Below are 20,268 nucleotides of genomic sequence, written 5' to 3' on the forward strand. Positions count from 1 at the left end.
TAAGTAACTTAGCTGTTAGAACTCAACCTGTACGAGTGCCCACACAGATGATTGCTTTATATTGTTAAAGAACGTTGCAGCGCCAACTCTAGGAGCTTGCTGCGAAGTGGAGCGCCATAATAAACGTTTCACTTTTCAAGTCAACACTTAATTTTAAATTCTTTTTCAAAACCAAACTAAGTTTTATTTAACTCTCTGATTCGACCTTCGCCTCGCTAAGCGTTGCTGTCTGCCGTCTCAGTGGGGTCGCATTATAGGGAGATCCTTTTTTTGATCAAGCCTTTTTTTTTATTTTTTCAAAATAAATACTTCACTGAATAAAATACACTCTTTATGTTTATTTAATGACCTAAAACTCTCCAAAAATACACTTTATCCCATTAATATGGTGCTTTTCGTTTTGCTTATATAAGTGGGTGTGCGATCATTCTTAATGTGGTCAGGCCAGTATTTGGATCTGTACTATTTATTAATAGCTATTATTTGGGTAAATTTATGAAGTTTGTCACAGCCATGATCAATTTATTCGCAAAGTTAGGACACCGCTTCTTTGTAAGAACTAAACTACTGCCTAATGATCCCATTAGCCAATACCACTTAGATCCAACCCTGCCTACATTTTATATAAGCCGATTAAACTCAGCCGCTGATTTAGCTGCTTTGGCCAAATGCTGTGATGACTTAAATCTACCCAATCCGTTAAAGCATGAGCACTTTCATAATGATCTTGCTATACATCGCTTTATCGCTTTGCAAAATCCTACTCCTCTTTTCTCTAATCATGCCAATGCAACTAATGCATTAAAGCAAGGGGAAGCAATTTTCGATGTCTTGAAGCAAAACCCAGACCTAAAAATTCAAATCATCCCCGTTACTATTTTATGGGGTCGCAACCCTGGAAAGGAAAAAGCGGGTATTGGTACATTATTATCTCATTCTTTAGCGCCTAGTTGGTTACGGAAATTTTTTGTCGTGCTCTTTTCTGGTCGTGGCAACTTGCTAAAGTTTAGTCAGCCTCTCGACTTAGAAACTTTAATGAGAAGACGTGCTGAATCTGATGAATTACCGCAAACCTTACTAAGAGTTGCTCGCTTTCATTTTAAACGTCAAAAACTTGCTGCCACAGGTCCTAAACTCCCTTCACGTGAAGTGTTATTTCAAAGCTTGCTTGCAGCACCAAGTGTAAAGAATGCTATTGAAGATGAGGTCAAAGTTAAAAAGCTATCTCCCATTCAGGCAAAAGCAAATGCTCAGACATTACTAAATGAAATCGCTGCTAATTATAACGATGCGATGATAGGAATTGGTGATAGGGTTTTAACTTGGCTTTGGACAAAGCTATACAATGGAATAGAAGTTAAAAACGCACAAAGGATCCATGAGCTTACTGATAAAGGGCATGAGATAATATATGTACCTTGTCATCGCAGTCATATGGACTACTTACTTTTAACCTATGTCATTTTTCATCAAGGTCTAGTTCCCCCCCATATTGCTGCAGGTATAAACTTAAACTTCTGGCCTGCAGGTCCGATTTTTAGGCGTTCAGGGGCTTTCTTTATTCGTAGGACCTTTAAAGGCAATAAGCTTTATTCGACTATATTTCGAGAGTATTTATCTCAGTTGTTTATTAAAGGTTACTCTGTAAAGTTTTACACTGAAGGAGGTCGAAGCCGCACAGGTCGCTTACTTCCTCCTAAAACAGGCATGCTTGCAATGACTCTTCAATCAATGCTGCGAGGAATTGAACGACCTGTTTCGTTAGTTCCTGTGTATATTGGCTATGAGCATGTGATGGAAGTAAATACCTATTTAAAAGAATTAGCAGGCAGTTCAAAGACAAAAGAATCTGTATCAGGAATATTCAAAACGATTAAAAACCTCAAAAACTATGGTCATGGTTACGTCAGTTTTGGGGAGCCGATCAATATAAACCAGTACCTAAATAATCACCAGGGTGATTGGCGAGATAATATTCATCCGTACGAGGTTCAAAAGCCCCAATGGTTAGGTCAACAAGTGGCTAATATTGCAGATCAAGTTATGATAAACATTAATAAAAGTGCAGCACTTAATAGTGTTAATTTGCTTGCAATGGTCTTACTCATGACAGATAAACTTGCCTTAAACAAAAAAGAAACCCTTGAACAAATAGAGTTTTATCAAGCCCTCAATTTAGATGCTCCGTATAGTAAAGATATTTCTCAACCCTGTAATTCTGCCATCGAGTTATTAACACATGCCGTCAAGCTCTCTAAAGTCAATTTAGTTTCAGATCCTTTAGGGGAAATCGTCGAAATTGCTGAGAATGAAAAAGTTCTATTGAATTATTATCGAAATAATATCATCCACTTATTTGCTGTCCCTAGTTTATTAGCATCTCATATTCTTAGGTGCAGGCACACCAGCCAGCAAGCTTGTATTGATTTAACAAAGATCCTTTATCCTTTATTTGCAGCTGAATGGTTTATGCAAGAATTAGAAAGCGATTACATTGAAAGTATATTGACGCATTTCGCCAAACAAAACCTAATTGTTATTGATCCCCAAGGTAGTATTTCTCTTAGTTCAGAAAGCAAGAGTTACTTTAAGTTATCTTTACTTGCTAAAGTTCTTGATTGTACGCTACAAAGATACGCCGTTGTTATCGGTGTTTTAGATCATGAAAAACATATCGACCGCGCCAATTTAGAACTAAAGAGCCAATTACATGCAAGCCGTTTGAGTAAACTTCACGATATTAAAACACCTGAATTTTATGATAAAAAAGTCCTTTCTAGTTTTGTTTCAACCTTAAAAGACCTTTCATTCATTACTGTTAACGATCAAGGGCATTTAGATGCCACTGAACAGCTAGCCATATTAGACAAAACAATTAGCTCATTAATCAACCCACAAATCCTCGTTTCTATCGAACAAGATGTACTAAATTACAACGCTGCTATTTAGCAGTGTTGTAATTTCTAATCACCCCTTCTTGCATTGTAGAGGCGATAAGCTGACCACTCTGGTTAAAGAACTGCCCTCTTACTAACCCTCTAGCCCCACTTGCTGTTGGACTATCAACCGCATATAAAATCCATTCATCCATTCTAAACTCGCGATGAAACCACATGGCATGATCAATCGTTGCGACCTGCATATCGGGTTGAAGAAAAGACAATCCATGAGGCTGTAAAGCTGTCGGTAGGAACTCAAAATCAGATGCGTACGCTAATAAATATTTGTGAACACGTGGGTCAGCCGGCATTTCACCATTGGCTTTAAACCAAACATAGCGCTCAGGGTGAGTCACTTCTGGTTTAAATGGATTTTGAAAGTTGACAGGTCGCATCTCTATCGGCTTTTCACAAATAATTTTGTTTCGAATATTTTCAGGGATAAGATGAGCATTCTCACGATAAAACTCCAATGATGAGCGGAGTTTTTCTGGCCCAGGTACATTAGGCATTGCAGCTTGATGATCAACTCCTGGTTCATCACAGTGAAAAGAGACTGTCATGTAAAATATTGGTTTTCCGTACTGAATCGCACTCACTCGACGTGTACTAAAACTTTTACCATCACGGATTTTCTCAACGTCATAAACAATAGGCTTTGTAACATCTCCTGGACGTAAAAAATAAGAATGAAGAGAATGGACTTTGCGATCTTCTACAACTGTTTCTTTTGCAGCTGAAAGCGCCTGGCCCATTACCTGCCCACCAAAAACAGCTTTAAAACCTAAATCTTGGCTTGGCCCACGATATATCCCTTGTTCAATCGTTTCTAATTTTAATAATGCGAGTAAATCATCGAGTACTTGGCTCATAGTTGTGTTTCACTTTACTAATCATGGTAAATTTAATATATCAAGTCTACTCAATACGCTGCTACTAAAACTAGCACAATCTATAACTTAGGGCGAAAAATGGCATTTTGGCTTTTCAAAACAGAACCTGACGTTTTTTCCATTGATGATCTTTGTAAACAAGATATTGCTGATTGGGAGGGTGTTCGAAACTACCAAGCTCGTAATTTTTTACGCGATCATGTAGAAGTAAATGATGAAGTGTTTATCTATCATTCTAGCTGCAAAACTCCTGCTATTGCAGGCATTGCGACCGTCATAAAAAGCGCACACCCAGACCCAACACAATTTGATCATTCAAGCCCATACTTTGATTCAAAATCATCAGAGCTTAATCCTCGCTGGTATCAAGTCACAGTCCAATTTGACCAAAAATTTATCAAGCCAGTTCCGCTAGCTTTGCTCAAAGTTGATAAAGCCCTACATGACTTTAAGTTAACTCAAAAAGGAAGTCGGCTTTCGATTATCCCTCTCGAAAAAACTCATTGGGACCATATAATCGGTGCATACTTGAATAAAGAAAAACCTAAACTAGAATAGCATTGTTCGTTTTTATTTTAGGTTTTTCACGCCAGTTGTGTGTTGCTTCCATCAGCTAATGTACTCTGAACTATAGGTGTGAGTGAGCATAGCCAATCAAGCATTAATGACTGAGCAATCTCAATTCGAACATCATTTAACTGTATTAAAAAGTATCATTGAATCGGTCACATTTGTGATTATTGATAATCATTATGTTGTGGTCAATAATATAAGTGACATTAGATACAAGTCCGATTTGTAATTTACGAAATTAACGTAAAATATCGTCGAACTTTTAAATTTCAGGGAATAGCATGTCCGCTTTATTAAACGTACCACACCAAGAGCGCAGAAATGACACACTCAACTTTGATGCATTTTGGGATCTTTTAACGCTCGCCCAAAAACTTGCTTTAAATAAGCTAAATCAATATGGATACCAGTTAGCTTTTACTCGCGCTGAGTCAGGTACACATTTAGCAGTAGCTCAATGTGATACTGTATTTGCCACGATTGATTTCGAAGGTGAAGTTAACTTAAACCCAACTCTGACTTTAAGGTAACTACTTAATTAAATTGCTCCATTCAACTTCACCCGTTAATACACGTTCTGGTGCTATATAGTGTAAGATATCCCCTGAACTCACTGTATAGCCTAAAGGTGGATTCAACTCTAACTGATCAGCAATTCTTGAGTGGGCCACCCCTAATACGATTGCATCATGTGTATCTTTGAAATAATGAAAAATAGCTGAAAATGTCAAACCATTAACCCCATTAGGAATAACCAGACTAAACTGCGTATCCCCATATAAAGTTGACAATAGCTCTTCTTGTACTCTGCTTGAACCAGGATCTTGCATTGAACGAACGAGTATCTCTGCTGATTTAGAGCTACTGCATTCAACATTTTTACAATGATCTCGCAGCATCTCAATTTTAGAGTCATCGATAAAGTATGCACTAATATGGCACTGCGGCTTTACTAGTTTACTCACCCGCAGAGATGTCGTAAAAGTTTGATTATCATCCGTTCCATCAACAATAATTTTATCCGCTTGACTAATTGCAACCCTCTCTAATTCGTGCAAATCAGTAAAACTTGTCAATTTAGCAAAATCAACATAAGGATTGTTGTGAAATGGATGATGCATATCATCTGTGACAGCTAATAAAATACGTCGTTCTAAACGTTTGTTATCAGCCAAAATATGCTGAATAATTTTATTTGTACGAGTTTCATGCCAACCAAAAATAATAATATGGTCTTCAAAATGGCTAAAATTGTTTTCACCTGTCATAGAGCGCTTAATCGTTTGTGTAATTGATTGCCCAGTCTTCCCAAGAAAGACCCCAAATAATGCAAGACCAAAAGGTATTTGAAATAATGCAACACACCATTTGCCTAAATCTGTCGATGGACTGAAGTCACCATATCCTACAGTCGATGTTGTCACAATATAATAATAAATATAATGTTGAGCCTTAGTTAACTCAGTCTCACCTGCAATGACTAACATAACCCATGTTAATAATAAATGCCCGAGTACAGCGAGCATAACAAACTGCCAGCTCACTTTATCAATATGCGTTCTTACAACTAACACCAGCTTTTTTAATATCATACTCATTTAGTGACTCATAAAAATAACTGCCTACGATGGCAGAAGATGTTGCATATACTTATATAACAACATGATCCATTACATTTTAGAAAGCTTACAGCCCTAGCACTAATGACACAACCGCATTAAACAGCTAAACTCAATGTTGAACTGTTGAAAGTTCGACAAAGGCAAACTTAATGAAAGTTAAGGACGCAAAGCTATTGATCTAAGGGTGTTTTACCTATGATTGCAAAGCCGCCAACGATAACAGTATCGGGGGCTTGGCTGCTTCGAATGTACCTCCGAACTCATTTAAATCACTTGATTTCAAGCTTTTTTGAGTAAGGCGGAGCAGCCTATTTTCGACTCTATTTAGAGAGCAATGTTGTTTTCTCAATATACAAAGCTATTTGCTGCTCAAGAATAAAGAGTGGAACAGAACCATTTTTCAGTATTTCGTAATGAAATTCACGTACATCAAACTTATCCCCTAAAGCTTGCTCGGCTTGCTTCCTTAACCGCTTGATTGTTAGCTCACCGACTTTGTAAGAAAGTGCTTGGCCTGGCCATGAGATGTAGCGATCAGTTTCTGTTTTAATATTATGTAGCGAAAGTGCTGTATTTTCTTGCATAAATGCCATTGCTCGTTCACGACTCCAATCATACATGTGCATACCTGTATCAACCACAAGTCGAGCCGCACGCCACATTTCATAAGTTAAGCGACCAAAGTTACTATATGGGTCCTGATAAAAACCAGCTTCTAGTCCGAGCCATTCAGAATATAACCCCCACCCCTCACCAAACGCTGAAATATATGAATTGCGTCTATAACTAGGTAAGTGATCTAATTCTGCATTTAAAGAAATTTGTAAATGATGACCAGGAACCGCTTCATGTAACGTTAGTGCTTCAAGTACATAGAGTGGACGCTTATCTAAGCCATAGGTATTCACCCAATAATACCCGGGTTGATCATCTCGATTAGAGCCAACATAGCGGCCTGTTGTATATTTTGGCGCGATACTATCAGGAACCGGAGCCACACCATAAGGGGTTCTTGGTAAATATTTAAATAGTTTAGGTAATTGCGCATCCATTTTTTTAGCTATAAAAGAGGCTTCTTTTAACAGCTCTTCGGGTGTTTTTGCATAAAACTGTTCGTCGGTACGCAAAAAGTTTACAAAGTCAGCAAAACTCCCTTTGAAGCCTACTTGTGTAATCACCTCTTCCATCTCTTGCCTGATACGCGCCACTTCATCCAAGCCTAATTGATGGATTTGCGCAACCGACATATCTGTCGTAGTGTAATGCCCTGCGCGGTTTTCATAAAAAGCCCGGCCATTTGGTGTCGAGATTATTCCGATCTTTTTTCTTGCCGCAGGAAAGTATTCATTCACAAAAAAATCAAAATAGTTGTGCAGAGCCGGATTTACCTGCTCAGAAATGATGTGTTTAGCTCGCAGCTGTAATGCAGAAAAATCTGCATCGGATATATATGCTTTATTTTCTTTTAGTGGGGCAAAAAAGTCAGACTCTTCAACCTTATCATTAATCAACGCACTGATTGAAGATTCATAACCAACCAATACAGCCTGCGGTTGAGTGAAGCCAATTTTCATCCCTTCTCTCATCCAGCCGATATTTTGGTTAAAGAAACGAGGTACATCCGCTAAACGATTTAAATATAACTCGATACCATCACGAGAAGAAAAGTCAGAGCGTGCAACAATAAACGAGAGTTCAGAATGGAAACCAAATTCCGAAGTTAATGGCATCATATGCGCATTAAAGCGATATTCATCTATATTATTTTGTATTTGCGCTTTTAGAATTGCCAGATTGATTTGATTCTCAGCACTTAAGGCTGCTTTATTCAGATCATCAAGCTGCTGTAAAAACATGATTCGTTGCTGATTGGACTGCGCTAAAAAATCAGCCGATAAGTCAGCTAGAAAATATCCTTGTTGTTGTTTTTCATCAGAAGTCTCAAGACTATTTCTAAAATCAATAACTTGTTGTGCAACTTCTTCAAAAGATTGGTCTGCACTACGTGTCGTAGACTGACAAGCTGTTAAAGCTAATACAGCCGCCATTGCTAATAGTGATTTCTTCATTATGGTATTCATTTTATTTTTAATTCCACGAGGCTACCCCAGCGGTCTTAAATTGCCAACTAAATACGCTCAATCTAAGTAACAATTAGGCAACCTTTATAAGCAACCATCACTAGATTGCATCATTATTACCCACTTAAGTATGAATTTGATTGATATTCATCTAAAACAGTTTCAAATCGGGCTAATTTGTTTTTAAATGCAGGCACAGCCTAAGGATCAGGCTTGTCTTTTCGTGATACGGAAGTTGAGCATTTTTAAATTTATCGCTATTTCTCTCTCGGTGTTGATTATGAAATACCATGATTCCATGGCCATAGCCCAAGACAAAATGACACAAGTTTGTCTTTTTTTAGAACGTCATAACCTAGTTCCGATCCCTGCTAATTATCATGTTGCTTATGCTTATGTGTCCAACACCGAAGCAGCATTATCCAATATCATCGATAAAAATATTGCCAATAACATTTCATTAGACAACTTTTTGATGGAGTCTTGGTTTAATGAGTATTTATCATTTGATACAAAAAGCAACGATGCGTTGCTACAAGGGACGAAGAACGTGGTTGAACAAGTCAGTAAAGCAACTGAAGACAGCGCTGAGTCGGTAAACCAATACTTGGCTCAATTAGATTCGGGTTTAGTTGCCATTGATGAAACCAATATAGCCCAATCACGTCAAGTTATCTCTGAGTTAATCGAAGCAAGCTACGAACTAAAAGCTGAGCAACTCAAAATTCAAGAGCGCATCTTCCAAGCACAAGCTGAAGCGCTCAAAGCTCAACTAAAAATAGACGAGCTAAAAAAAGAACGATATAGCGATCCTTTAACTGGCCTATATCAGCATGCATATTTAAATCAGCAAATCACATTATGGCAACAAGATTCGCACTCTTTATGTGCGATCGCCATCAATATTGATCACTTCAACGAATTTAATCGTCGATATGGGCACCTTATTGGCGACATCGTCTTAAGTAAAGTAGCAAAAAAAGTACAATCTTATGTTCTTGAAAGCGGCTTACCTGTCAGAACAAAAAGCGAAGAGTTCATGGTGTTTTTGCCCGATATTGACATCAATACGGCCAGTGAAATAGCTGAAAAAATACGTGGAGGCGTAGAAAAACTCCGCTTTATAAGCTCGCGTAGTGGAAAAAGGCTCCCAACTATCACCGTTTCTGTTGGTGTTGCAAAAAATACCATTAAGGAAGACATCAACCACTTAACAACTCATGCCTCACAAGCCTTACAGCAAGCTAAGCTCAATGGCCGTAATACCGTTGTTAACTCTTTAAATTAAAATTAGTCATTGGATGAGCTATTTGAAACCCTTGTAGCCCATCCATCCCGAGCTGTCTTGCCCAACGCGCTTCTTTATCAGTCTCTATTTGCTCACATACAACTGTAATCCCCAAGCTATGCGCTAATTGCACGATTGTTTCTAAAAAAGACCAATTTGCTTGATCGGCATCCAAATCATGAATAAAACTGCCATCAATTTTTATGACATCGACATGCCACATACGAAGCATTTTAAGAGTATTGTCCCCCATTCCAAAATGGTCGACTGCAACTTTACTGCCCATTGACTGGAGACGATGGACGATCGCAGTCGCATTTTGAATTTGGCTTAAGGATGCCTCATCAAACTCCCAAATAACAGAACTAAAAAAGTCGCCATATGAATGTGATAATTCAGTCAGCCAACCACTGAATTTTTCATCTAACATACTATAAGGTGATAAATTAATACTGACTGGTAAAATTAGTTCGCTATTCAAATAAGCCTGTTTCACCATCTCAATGATTCGCTTATCAAAATATTCGACACAGTGAAATTTTTCAGCCTGGGCTTGAAGTAACCGAGCAGGTATAGCTTGATTTTGATATTCAAATGAACTCAATACTTCTGCAAACATATTATTTATCTCATCAGCTAACATCACTCTTTGCTGACAGAAATTTAAACTCGCCCCCTCAATCACGTTTAATACCGCAGTGCGTGATTTAAGTAGCGAGCTAACCTTACTTAACTCACTATTTTCACAATTAAAATGGTACAAATGAGGTTCTTTTGCTGCCAAACTCAATGCATCGTCGACACGAATTAAGATATCTGAGATGGACTCTTTTGGCTGAAATACAGTTGCACCTATCAAGACTTGCTTTTTGCGTTGATAGCGGTTTTGTAATTCTGTAAATTCAGCGGCTAATTGATGAATGCGATCAATCACATCATCTTGTAATACATCTTTTAAGATGCTTGCAAATTCGTACTCATTGACTCTATATAATTCAAAATTTGCATCTTGTTTAAGTGTTAACTGGCTGGTATGAATAATATCTTCAAGAAGAGAGCGGGCTATATTGAATCCTTCTTGTTGACGAATAAGTTCAAACTGATTCAATCGAATGAATACTAACGCACCATTATGGGCTTCTGTTTCAGATAACGCCTGGCTTAACTGGGCAATAAACAAACGTCGATTACCTAGCTGTGTTAACTCATCTTTGTATAGCGACTTTTTGGCATTTTCGAGTCGCTCACTCAATTCATTTATAAACGATTTCACCTGCTCAGTCATATCATTATGAACTTGCACAAGCCTCTCTACTTCTTTAACGCTCTTAATAGGCTTTAGGACGGGAAAGTGTTTATTTGTGACAGCATGTGATTGAGACTCTATCGCTGATAATGATTGTGTAATCGAACGCGAAAAGCGGCGAATATAAAAAGACAAACAAATAGTTAATAGTACATAGCCAGTAAAAAGCCCTACCGTTACTTGAGTTGCCAATTGCGTGAGACTGACATTTTGCAATTGAATTGTTAAAACGAATTTAATTCCTGAGCGGGTAGTAAATGGCTTTTTAATGGGTGGAGAGATTAGATTTAAGAATTTAAGCCCCTCAAGTCTCCCTGAACTTTGATTGCTCCGCTGGTAATATTGATGAATTAATTGATCATTGGATACGTCAGTTAGCGACAATAATTTTACCGGTCCTTTTGAGGCTGTACCGTTAATTACACTCGCTATATCAGTTGTAGACTCATCTTCAATACTATGCTGCACTTGGTTGACTATCATGTTCGCAATAAACTGCGTTTGCACAATATTATGTTGCTGAACGTGGTAGCGCGCTAAAAAGATAATCAGACACGCGCTGAGAAATAACAAGGTCAATAAAAATAAACTAAAAACACTCATCAAATGACGCGCAAGACCCATAGCCCCTCCAAAAAAAGACCAGTAACATAAATACACTCTATCCATAGTCTAGTGGGTATAAAATGAATCGCCTTAAAATGTGGAATTTTATAGGTAAATCAGTACGCGTCTCTGATCAGTTAATGGTATTGTGCCAAGCAATAAAGTAAACTAGCTAGGCAGCTAAATACAGAGAAAAACCATGGATAACAAGCAAGAAAACACCACTCACTTTGGTTATAAAACCGTTGAAGCAGAAAAAAAAGCCAGCTTAGTTGCTGATGTTTTTCATTCGGTTGCAGCCAAGTACGATGTCATGAATGACTTAATGTCGATGGGCATACATCGTTTATGGAAACGACAAACCATCGCAAGTTCAGGTGTGCGTAAAGGCCATAAAATTCTCGATTTAGCTGGCGGTACTGGTGATCTCACCGCCAAGTTTAGCCAAATAACTGGCGAAACAGGACAAGTTATTTTAGGTGATATTAATGACTCTATGCTCAAAGTTGGGCGAGAGAAATTACGCAATTTAGGGTTAGTCGGCAATATTGAATACGTTCAAATGAATGCTGAAGCCCTGCCGTTTCCTGATAATACATTCGATATCATCACCATTGCATTTGGTCTACGAAATGTAACAGATAAAGAAAAAGCACTTGCATCTATGTATCGCGTTTTAAAGCCCGGCGGCCGCTTACTTGTTTTAGAGTTTTCGAAGCCTAGCTCAGAAGCATTAGCTAAAGTATATGATTTTTATTCATTTAATATTTTACCGACCATGGGTAAAGTGATCGCCAATGACAGCGAATCTTATCAATACTTAGCAGAATCCATTCGGATGCACCCCGATCAAGACACGCTAAAAAGAATGATGGAAGATGTCGGCTTTGAACAAACAAATTATCAGAACTTAACTGGCGGGATCGTTGCATTGCACCGAGGTTTCAAATTTTAGGATTGCCATTTATGCTTTCGCAATTTTTAGTTGCCCTTGTTGAGCAAGCAATAAACCAAGTATTTAAACTGGATAATAAATTGCATCACTTATTACAGCCGACTAAACACAAGACGCTGTTAATTGAAGTACGCGACTGGCAACAAGCTTTTTCACTCACTTATACCGGTGAGAAAATACTAATATTTTGCACCGACGAACACCACGCCGAATGTGTAATAAGCTCAGATATGGCAACCCTGCAACAGCTTTCACAAGCGAATAAAATAACGCAACTTATCAGAGAAAATAAACTCGATTTAGATGGTGATTTACATCTTGCACAAGCCTATAGCGGTGCTTTTTCAAAAATTAATATTGATTGGGAAGAACATTTATCTGACTTTTTAGGAGATGCTGCAAGTCATAAGCTATTTAGTTTGATAACTAAAACCCAACAACAAGCAAACACCTCATTTGAAAAGTGTCAGCGCACTCTGACCTCTTTCATGCAAGATGAATTAAAGGTCGCCATACACCCCATAGAGCTGTCTCAATTCAAAGAGCAAAACCGTGCATTGAAAGCTCAATGCGCACACTTAGAACTTCGTATTGATAACTTACTCAAGCAAGTAAAAGGATAACCTTTCCGTGCGTACAGCCAGACTTTACAAAATAATCCACACTTTATTATATTTTGGCTTAGACACCCTTATCCCCAAGAAATGGCAACCCTGGTACTTAAAAGGATTCCGCTGGTGTTTTTTTTGGATTAAGAACCAACATAAAACAACACCAAATGGCCAAAAGCTGCGCTTAGCATTAGAGCACTTAGGGCCTGTGTGGATTAAATTTGGCCAAATGCTTTCTACTCGCCAAGATCTGCTATCAGTAGAAATGGCGCAAGAACTTGCCTTATTGCAAGATAAAGTACCGCCATTTTCTGGCTCCCAAGCACAAGCTATCATCGAGCAAGCTCTTGAGCTTAAAAGCATCAATGAGTTATTTGTAGAGTTCGAAAGTACCGCTCTTGCTTCAGCTTCAATCGCACAAGTTCACAGCGCTAAATTATTAAAAGACGATGGCTCAACTGATGATATTGTGATTAAAGTCATTCGTCCTGATATAGAAAAGACAATACATGCCGATCTACAACTGATGCACGATCTGGCCAAATTAGCGAACCACTTACTACCAGATGGTAAACGTTTACGACCCGTTGAAGTGATTAAAGAATATAAAAAAACACTGTTAGATGAGTTAGATTTAATGCGAGAAGGCGCTAATGCAATCCAGCTTAGACGTAATTTCGAAGGCTCAGAAAGCCTCTACATCCCCTATATTTACAGTGATTTAAGTCGTAAAAACGTATTGGTAATGGAACGAATTTACGGGATCCCTGTATCTGATTTAGCAGCCTTAAAAGCACAAGGGACAAACTTAGAACTGCTCGCTGAGCGCGGTGTCCAAGTCTTTTTTACCCAAGTATTCAGAGACAGCTTTTTTCATGCAGACATGCACCCTGGCAATATTTTTGTCTCCTACGATACCCCCAACAACCCAAAATACATTGGTATCGACTGCGGTATAGTCGGCACTCTTAACCGAGAAGATAAACGATATTTGGCAGAAAATTTCATCGCTTTTTTTAATCGAGATTATCGAAAAGTGGCCGAGCTGCATGTCGATTCTGGCTGGGTCCCTGCACAAACCAATGTTGAAGAGTTTGAATTTGCCATTCGCACAGTATGTGAACCCATTTTTCAAAAGCCTTTAGCCGAAATTTCCTTTGGCCATGTACTGGTTAATTTATTTAATACTGCGCGACGCTTCAATATGGAAGTACAGCCCCAGCTTGTTTTACTTCAAAAAACGTTACTTTATGTAGAAGGGCTTGGTCGCCAACTTTATCCTCAGCTCGATTTATGGAAAACAGCTAAACCATTTTTAGAGCAGTGGGTGAAAGACCAAGTAGGCCCGATGGCTGTCCTCAAGCATATCCAAGCTAATCTCCCATTTTGGGGAGAAAAGCTTCCTGAACTTCCTGATCTTATTTATAACTCTTTGAAAAATAACCAACGCCCGCACGCGAGCACCTCAGAGCGCAAACCGACATCAAGTAAGCCGATTTTGCTTGGGCTATTTGGATGCACAAGTTTTCTGACCGCCTGTTTATTTTACCTTGAGAAACAGCCTGTAATTGCACTCATTAGTTTAACCTGTTCAATTGGCTTCTCTTTAGGTGCGTGGTTAAAAACAAATGATGAAGTTTAAATAAATTGGGACGTGAACAGATCACACATTGCACAAATTAACACTACTGATTTTTCATATTTCGGGCGTATAATAATCAAAATTTTTAGAGGATAACATCATGGGTTTTGGCGGCATCAGCATTTGGCAGTTAGTGATTATTCTTGCAATCATTGTATTGCTATTTGGCACGAAAAAATTACGTAATATCGGCGGCGACTTAGGTAATGCAGTAAAAGGCTTCAAAAAAGCCGTCTCAGATGAGAATGCAACACCAGACTCAAGCACGCAAACACCCAACGTCACACAAAAAGAAGGTGAAGTAAAAGCAGTCAATACTCAAAAAGAGCAGGATAAGGTCTAACACATGGGAATGTGGGAGCTGGTTGTTGTTTTTGTCGTGGGCTTAATTGTGCTTGGCCCTGAACGTTTACCTGTTGCAGTTCGAACTGTTGCTCGCTGGTTTAAAACTGTAAAGCAATTTGGCAATACCATTCAAGCAGAAGTCAACGAAGAGCTCCGAGTGCATGAATTACATCAGAATCTCAAAAAGGCCGAAGAGCAAGGCATGGAGAATTTATCTCCTCAATTACAACGTTCATTAGACGAACTAAACCAAGCTGCACAATCAGTTACTCATAGTTTCAAACCGACTCCCCCTTCAGAACAAGATAAAAAAGATGACTAGCCAAGCGGCCCAATCCGGCTTTATTAGCCATTTAGTAGAACTTCGCAATCGCTTGATGCGTGCCCTTTTGTCTATTTTGCTAATATTTTTAAGCTTAGTTTACTTTGCCAACGATATTTATAGTTTCGTTGCTGACCCGCTGATCCAGCACTTGCCTGAGAATGCCAGTATGATCGCAACAGATGTCACAGCCCCCTTTTTTGCACCGTTCAAACTGACTTTATTTGCTGCGTTATTCCTCTCTTTCCCATTTATTTTGCACCAAATATGGGGGTTTATCGCGCCAGGTCTGTACCAAACTGAAAAAAGAATGCTCATCCCGATTCTGATCTCGAGTATATTGTTGTTTTATGGCGGAATAGCATTCTGTTATTTTGTTGTATTTCCGATAATTTTAGGTTTTTTTACAGGGATTGGCCCAGAGGTCATGACACTCACTCCTGATATTAGTAGTTATTTAAGTTTTGTGCTCAAACTCTTTTTCGCTTTTGGCATCGCTTTTGAAATCCCGGTTGCGATTATGCTGCTCTGCTGGAGTGGCGTAACCACGATAGAAAACTTAAAAGAAAAGCGCCCTTATGTCGTCGTCGGTGCGTTTGTTGTTGCCATGTTTTTAACACCTCCGGATGTACTATCACAAACATTGCTGGCTATTCCCATGCTTGCCCTATTTGAGTTAGGCTTAGTGCTGGCTTCTTTTTATTCAAAAAAGCCACAACCTCAAGAAACTGAAGAAATGGAATAAAAATGAAAAAAATAATTCTTAGTTTATCTGTACTCTCTTTATGTTCAACAGCCGCACTGGCAACAAGCACAATCGAAAATTGCCGAGCCGTTGAAAATGACCTACATCGTTTAATGTGCTACGACGCTGCCGTCGACTCACTCAATAAAAAGAAAGAGGTCACCCCTCCCGTTGTTAAAACAAACAGTGTAGAGCCAACAAAAATCCAAGCACCTCAAAATGTTGTTGTGCCGATAACGCCAGAAAAAGAAGTTGAGCAACATAACAATACGAACACTGAGTTTGGGCTTGAGCACAAAAATATTGCTAAAGATGATGATTCTCAAGAATTAGTGTCTGTAGTTTCAACGGTAAAAAAGGCCCCCAGAGGAGAGCTGATTTTAACTCTTGATAATGGTCAGGTTTGGCGTCAATTAGGCACAGATAGTTTTAGAGTTAAAGCTGGACAAACGGTGATTATTTCACGAGGAATACTCAACTCTTTCTTACTCAAAATTGTAGATAAGAACAAAAGCATCCGGGTAAAACGCACCTCATAATGAACGAGAAACTCATTGATGCAGGGGTAAATCTTACTAGCCATCAATTTTTGGCTGATTTACCCGATATTATCGCCAGAGCTCGCAACGCAAACATCGACAATATGCTGGTGATTGGTACGGATGTCGAACAAAGCACGATTGCACTGCAACTGGCTCAGCAGTACCAACTGTTTGCATCTGCCGGGGTGCATCCTCATTATGCGAATGATGTAGCTGATGATTTTATAGAGCAATTACGGCTACTTGCACACAACCCTTGGTGTAAAGCTATTGGTGAGTGTGGTCTCGACTTTAACCGTAACTTAAGTTCACCAGCCCAGCAAGAATTGGTATTTGACGCGCAATTGTCTCTAGCTGAGTCACTCGACATACCGGTATATATGCATGAGCGAGATGCCAGTGACGCTTTGCATCATTGTGTAAAAGCGCATTCAATCTCTGGCGTTGTTCATTGTTTTACGGGTAACAAACACGCACTTGAACGTTATTTAGACTTAGGTCTCTACATTGGCATAACTGGATGGGTGTGCGATGAGCGTCGTGGCGTACCGTTACAACAACTCATTCAGTATATTCCGGATGATCGCCTCTTGATCGAGACTGATGCTCCTTATCTAATCCCCAGAACAATCCAACCTAAGCCAAAAAAACATCGTAACGAACCTGCATATTTACGCTATATCTGCGAATTGATTGCACATTTAAAGCAGTGCAGCTCAGCACATATTGCTAAAACAACCTATGCTAATACCCAGCGCTTATTCAAATTGGAGCAAGACTGTTAATGTTGGCTCGTTATTGGGTGTGTATATTCGTTTGTATATTCATTATGCCAATCGGATCTGCTGCAGATCTAATTATTGATCACCAGTTTTCATCTGCGAAGCCACTTCATTTTTACTATACCCAATCAAATGCCACCATCAATGAGGCTATTCATCTCGATAGGCAATCTTGGCTGCAATCAACAGATGGCGCGCTTAATTTAGGCTTACAAGATCAGACAACTTGGGCCTATTTTTCACTTACAAACCCAACAAATACCGACAAGCAACTCTACCTGCTGCTTGCCCATCCATTAATTGATAGCGTGACACTTTTTCAATCTCACCTAGATTCGATACATCAATTTGACAGCATCGGTGACCGTGAGCCGCTTATAAATAGGCAGATCAAAGATGAAGCACTCATTTTTTCTATCACCCTTAAAGCAGGATCTGCAGACCAATTTTTTATTCAAATAAACAGCGAAGGCAACATCAAGCTACCACTTAGCCTGTGGACTCCTGAAGCTATGGTGCAAAGTAAAAGTAAAAACAATTTAATTACTGGGATATTTTTGGGTTTTTTACTTGCACTTGTTTTTAGTAACGCTTTGCTATTTGCACTCACACGTAAATCGCGATTTTTGCTTGGCGCATGTTATATTGCCAGTCTTTGGGCATTACTTACCGTAGTACTCGGTTTCAGTTATCGTTATTTCAACTTTAATAACCAATGGTTTCAAACAATCAATATTGCGTTACTCTTTTTATCCGCCACGCTTTTACTTAACCAGTTAACTGAAAAGCTGCTTCAACTCAAAAGTGAATTTAAAAAGTTACTGCGTATCCTACGAGTTATTTTTGTCAGCTGCTGTATTGCCTTACTATTTTTACCTTGGATGAGCTATGCCAATGGCTTAGCTCTGAGCTTATACGCAAGTGCGATTAACTTAGCAACTTGCTTCATAGTGTGTGCTTACTTAGTTTTCAAACAACACCACTATGCACGATTGCTTGCAGTCTCATTAGCGAGCTATCTTTTTGCGGTTATCTTTAGTCTGGCCGTTTTCAATGGTCATGATGCTTTTCTTCCCGAGATGGCAAAAATGTTAATAGGGACTTTTTTAATCAGCAGTATGCTAATTTCATATTTGTTAATTCAGCAATTTATTGATCGTAGAGATTTCAAAATGCATCGCCAGCAAAAGTTACTTGCTGAAGCCAAAATTAAAGACAATTTACAACTTGAAACCATAAAATTACAGCAAGATATGGAAGAGGATTTAGAACGTAGAATCCAAGAGCATACATTTGAGTTACAAGTTACATTACGCGAGTTAGAAGATAAAAATCGTGAGTTAGAAGAAAAAAATACCCTTGATGCATTAACCGGGATCCGTAATCGCAGTTATTTCGATAAAAAACTCACGATGGAGTTTAGGCGCTCACACCGCGAAGAGACACCTCTTGCAGTGATTATGCTTGATATCGATCACTTCAAAAAAATAAATGACAGTATTGGTCACTTAGCCGGTGATGATGCAATTCGTTTTGTCGCAAATAGCATCCAGTATTGTTTAAAACGCCCGTCTGACGAAGTCTGTCGCTATGGTGGAGAAGAGTTCGCCATTATTTTACCCAATACAGATACTAAAGGAGCAATGTTAGTTGCACAGGCCATCCGACAACGGATTAGCGCTCAACCAGTACAAACCGTCGCTGGCGTCGTTAACATGACCATCAGTGCCGGTGTATTTAGCGCTATCGCTCAACGCGATCAAGAGCCTAGTCAATATACCGCTTTTGCTGACAAGGCATTATATCAAGCTAAACATCAGGGGCGAGATCAAGTATGCAGCTTTCAATCCCCTTTTCCAAATCAATCTGAGTAGGATTTCATATGTCACAATCTGGTTTAGATCTTTTCCCATACACTCGCATGCGAAGAATGCGTCGTGATGACTTTTCACGCAGACTGATGAGCGAAAATCAGTTAAGTGTTAATGATCTCATTTTTCCTGTCTTTGTTCTTGATGGCAACAATCGCCGTGAAGCGATTGATTCGATGCCTGGTATCGAACGCCTTTCAATTGATTTACTCATCAAAGAAGCAAAAGAGCTAGAACAGCTTGGCGTTCCAGCTATTGCTATTTTTCCAGTAACCCCCAGTGATAAAAAGTCACTTTTTGCAGAAGAAGCATTTAACCCAGAGGGGTTAGCACAACGCACGGTCCGTGCATTAAAACAAGAAGTGCCAAATATGGGGGTGATAACTGATATCGCCCTTGACCCATTCACGACTCATGGTCAAGATGGCATCATCGATGACGAAGGCTATGTAATCAATGATACCACTGTCGATATCTTAATTAAGCAAGCATTATCTCATGCACAAGCTGGAGCAGATGTTGTCGCCCCATCTGATATGATGGATGGTCGGATTAGCGCCATCAGAGAGGCTTTAGAAGAACACGGTTTTATCCATACTCGAATCATGGCTTATTCCGCTAAATACGCTTCTAGTTATTATGGCCCATTTAGAGATGCCGTCGGTTCAGCTGGTAACCTAAAAGGGGCTGATAAAAAAACTTACCAAATGGATCCTGCCAATTCAGATGAAGCATTACGTGAAGTAGCGTTAGATTTACAAGAGGGAGCCGATATGGTCATGGTCAAACCAGGTATGCCTTACTTAGATATCGTCAGAAGAGTCAAAGATGAATTTGGTGTTCCGACTTTTGCTTACCAAGTAAGCGGTGAATACGCCATGCATATGGCAGCGATTAACAATGGCTGGTTAGCTGAACGCCCGTGTATAATGGAGTCACTCCTTGCATTCAAACGGGCTGGTGCTGATGGGATCCTCACCTATTTCGCTAAACAAGTGGCGATTTGGCTAAACGAAAAATAACACCGCATACCGCATTCAGTGCTGTCAAATTAACGGCATCACTAATGCGGCTTTTTACTGTTCAAGCAACACGATAACCAGTAAACTCAAACCGATCATGCACACACACGCTGTTGCTCTAAT

General features: G+C 39.2%; 18 protein-coding genes and 1 riboswitch. Of the genes, 14 read left to right on the forward strand and 4 right to left on the reverse strand.

The features are described from left to right. Positions 1-495 precede the first annotated feature (495 nt). Positions 496-2,949, forward strand: a complete 2,454-nt coding sequence (gene plsB / locus AC3KVK_RS14970) for a glycerol-3-phosphate 1-O-acyltransferase PlsB (RefSeq protein WP_490313669.1) — start codon at positions 496-498, stop codon at positions 2,947-2,949. Here the strand turns inward: plsB and tesB are convergent. Then, positions 2,942-3,811, reverse strand: coding sequence for an acyl-CoA thioesterase II (gene tesB, locus AC3KVK_RS14975; RefSeq protein ID WP_490313670.1), 870 nt, complete (start codon positions 3,809-3,811; stop codon positions 2,942-2,944). The genes plsB and tesB overlap by 8 nt on opposite strands. 99 nt (positions 3,812-3,910) lie before the next feature. On the opposite strand from tesB, the gene AC3KVK_RS14980 reads away from it, so the two are divergent. Further along, positions 3,911-4,390: an EVE domain-containing protein gene (locus tag AC3KVK_RS14980; RefSeq protein WP_490313671.1), complete on the forward strand. Its 480-nt coding sequence runs from the start codon at positions 3,911-3,913 to the stop codon at positions 4,388-4,390. A gap of 296 nt (positions 4,391-4,686) precedes the next feature. Further along, the gene (locus AC3KVK_RS14985) at positions 4,687-4,935 is read left to right on the forward strand and encodes a hypothetical protein (RefSeq protein ID WP_490313672.1); all 249 of its coding nucleotides are present in this window, start codon (positions 4,687-4,689) and stop codon (positions 4,933-4,935) included. Here AC3KVK_RS14985 and AC3KVK_RS14990 read toward each other — a convergent pair whose 3' ends face one another. After that, the gene (locus tag AC3KVK_RS14990; protein ID WP_490313673.1) at positions 4,936-6,003 is read right to left on the reverse strand and encodes an ion channel; all 1,068 of its coding nucleotides are present in this window, start codon (positions 6,001-6,003) and stop codon (positions 4,936-4,938) included. It lies immediately after the preceding gene. Positions 6,004-6,156: 153 nt separating this feature from the next. Further along, positions 6,157-6,242, forward strand: a riboswitch (cyclic di-GMP riboswitch). 105 nt (positions 6,243-6,347) lie between these two features. Beyond that, positions 6,348-8,096: a DUF885 domain-containing protein gene (locus AC3KVK_RS14995; RefSeq protein ID WP_490313674.1), complete on the reverse strand. Its 1,749-nt coding sequence runs from the start codon at positions 8,094-8,096 to the stop codon at positions 6,348-6,350. 292 nt (positions 8,097-8,388) lie between these two features. On the opposite strand from AC3KVK_RS14995, the gene AC3KVK_RS15000 reads away from it, so the two are divergent. Then, on the forward strand, positions 8,389-9,396 hold the full coding sequence (locus AC3KVK_RS15000; RefSeq protein ID WP_490313675.1) for a GGDEF domain-containing protein: 1,008 nt from the start codon (positions 8,389-8,391) through the stop codon (positions 9,394-9,396). Here the strand turns inward: AC3KVK_RS15000 and AC3KVK_RS15005 are convergent. Beyond that, a complete protein-coding gene (locus tag AC3KVK_RS15005; RefSeq protein WP_490313676.1) occupies positions 9,380-11,326 on the reverse strand; it encodes an EAL domain-containing protein in 1,947 nt (648 codons plus the stop codon). The genes AC3KVK_RS15000 and AC3KVK_RS15005 overlap by 17 nt on opposite strands. A gap of 181 nt (positions 11,327-11,507) precedes the next feature. Between AC3KVK_RS15005 and ubiE the strand changes: the two genes are divergently transcribed. The 10 genes from ubiE (at position 11,508) to hemB (ending at position 20,145) form a co-directional block, all read left to right on the forward strand. Beyond that, complete coding sequence (gene ubiE / locus AC3KVK_RS15010; protein ID WP_490313677.1) at positions 11,508-12,263, forward strand: bifunctional demethylmenaquinone methyltransferase/2-methoxy-6-polyprenyl-1,4-benzoquinol methylase UbiE; 756 nt, start codon at positions 11,508-11,510, stop codon at positions 12,261-12,263. An 11-nt stretch (positions 12,264-12,274) separates the two neighbouring features. Continuing rightward, entirely contained in the window at positions 12,275-12,886 is a 612-nt protein-coding gene (locus AC3KVK_RS15015) for a ubiquinone biosynthesis accessory factor UbiJ (protein ID WP_490313678.1), read from the forward strand. A 7-nt stretch (positions 12,887-12,893) separates the two neighbouring features. After that, a complete protein-coding gene (gene ubiB / locus AC3KVK_RS15020) occupies positions 12,894-14,516 on the forward strand; it encodes a ubiquinone biosynthesis regulatory protein kinase UbiB (protein ID WP_490313679.1) in 1,623 nt (540 codons plus the stop codon). Between the two features lie 100 nt (positions 14,517-14,616). Then, a complete protein-coding gene (gene tatA / locus AC3KVK_RS15025) occupies positions 14,617-14,859 on the forward strand; it encodes a Sec-independent protein translocase subunit TatA (protein WP_490313680.1) in 243 nt (80 codons plus the stop codon). 3 nt (positions 14,860-14,862) lie between these two features. Then, positions 14,863-15,183: a Sec-independent protein translocase protein TatB gene (tatB, locus tag AC3KVK_RS15030; RefSeq protein ID WP_490313681.1), complete on the forward strand. Its 321-nt coding sequence runs from the start codon at positions 14,863-14,865 to the stop codon at positions 15,181-15,183. Continuing rightward, entirely contained in the window at positions 15,176-15,928 is a 753-nt protein-coding gene (gene tatC, locus AC3KVK_RS15035; RefSeq protein ID WP_490313682.1) for a twin-arginine translocase subunit TatC, read from the forward strand. The genes tatB and tatC overlap by 8 nt, the downstream gene beginning before the upstream one ends. 2 nt (positions 15,929-15,930) lie before the next feature. Then, complete coding sequence (locus AC3KVK_RS15040; RefSeq protein WP_490313683.1) at positions 15,931-16,467, forward strand: hypothetical protein; 537 nt, start codon at positions 15,931-15,933, stop codon at positions 16,465-16,467. After that, entirely contained in the window at positions 16,467-17,255 is a 789-nt protein-coding gene (locus tag AC3KVK_RS15045) for a TatD family hydrolase (protein WP_490313684.1), read from the forward strand. The genes AC3KVK_RS15040 and AC3KVK_RS15045 overlap by 1 nt, the downstream gene beginning before the upstream one ends. Positions 17,256-17,299: 44 nt before the next feature. Then, positions 17,300-19,126, forward strand: coding sequence for a sensor domain-containing diguanylate cyclase (locus AC3KVK_RS15050; RefSeq protein WP_490313685.1), 1,827 nt, complete (start codon positions 17,300-17,302; stop codon positions 19,124-19,126). An 8-nt stretch (positions 19,127-19,134) separates the two neighbouring features. Beyond that, the gene (gene hemB, locus AC3KVK_RS15055; RefSeq protein ID WP_490313686.1) at positions 19,135-20,145 is read left to right on the forward strand and encodes a porphobilinogen synthase; all 1,011 of its coding nucleotides are present in this window, start codon (positions 19,135-19,137) and stop codon (positions 20,143-20,145) included. Positions 20,146-20,268: the final 123 nt, after the last annotated feature.

This window comes from Pseudoalteromonas sp. J2K-J979 (assembly GCF_058169715.2).

Excerpts from the sequence above, each read along its gene's own strand:
- plsB (WP_490313669.1), top strand. The coding sequence starts at position 496 with ATGAAGTTTGTCACAGCCATGATCAATTTATTCGCAAAGTTAGGACAC.
- tesB (WP_490313670.1), bottom strand. The coding sequence starts at position 3,811 with ATGAGCCAAGTACTCGATGATTTACTCGCATTATTAAAATTAGAAACG.
- AC3KVK_RS14980 (WP_490313671.1), top strand. The coding sequence starts at position 3,911 with ATGGCATTTTGGCTTTTCAAAACAGAACCTGACGTTTTTTCCATTGAT.
- AC3KVK_RS14985 (WP_490313672.1), top strand. The coding sequence starts at position 4,687 with ATGTCCGCTTTATTAAACGTACCACACCAAGAGCGCAGAAATGACACA.
- AC3KVK_RS14990 (WP_490313673.1), bottom strand. The coding sequence starts at position 6,003 with ATGAGTATGATATTAAAAAAGCTGGTGTTAGTTGTAAGAACGCATATT.
- AC3KVK_RS14995 (WP_490313674.1), bottom strand. The coding sequence starts at position 8,096 with ATGAAGAAATCACTATTAGCAATGGCGGCTGTATTAGCTTTAACAGCT.
- AC3KVK_RS15000 (WP_490313675.1), top strand. The coding sequence starts at position 8,389 with ATGAAATACCATGATTCCATGGCCATAGCCCAAGACAAAATGACACAA.
- AC3KVK_RS15005 (WP_490313676.1), bottom strand. The coding sequence starts at position 11,326 with ATGGGTCTTGCGCGTCATTTGATGAGTGTTTTTAGTTTATTTTTATTG.
- ubiE (WP_490313677.1), top strand. The coding sequence starts at position 11,508 with ATGGATAACAAGCAAGAAAACACCACTCACTTTGGTTATAAAACCGTT.
- AC3KVK_RS15015 (WP_490313678.1), top strand. The coding sequence starts at position 12,275 with ATGCTTTCGCAATTTTTAGTTGCCCTTGTTGAGCAAGCAATAAACCAA.
- tatA (WP_490313680.1), top strand. The coding sequence starts at position 14,617 with ATGGGTTTTGGCGGCATCAGCATTTGGCAGTTAGTGATTATTCTTGCA.
- tatB (WP_490313681.1), top strand. The coding sequence starts at position 14,863 with ATGGGAATGTGGGAGCTGGTTGTTGTTTTTGTCGTGGGCTTAATTGTG.
- tatC (WP_490313682.1), top strand. The coding sequence starts at position 15,176 with ATGACTAGCCAAGCGGCCCAATCCGGCTTTATTAGCCATTTAGTAGAA.
- AC3KVK_RS15040 (WP_490313683.1), top strand. The coding sequence starts at position 15,931 with ATGAAAAAAATAATTCTTAGTTTATCTGTACTCTCTTTATGTTCAACA.
- AC3KVK_RS15045 (WP_490313684.1), top strand. The coding sequence starts at position 16,467 with ATGAACGAGAAACTCATTGATGCAGGGGTAAATCTTACTAGCCATCAA.
- AC3KVK_RS15050 (WP_490313685.1), top strand. The coding sequence starts at position 17,300 with ATGCCAATCGGATCTGCTGCAGATCTAATTATTGATCACCAGTTTTCA.
- hemB (WP_490313686.1), top strand. The coding sequence starts at position 19,135 with ATGTCACAATCTGGTTTAGATCTTTTCCCATACACTCGCATGCGAAGA.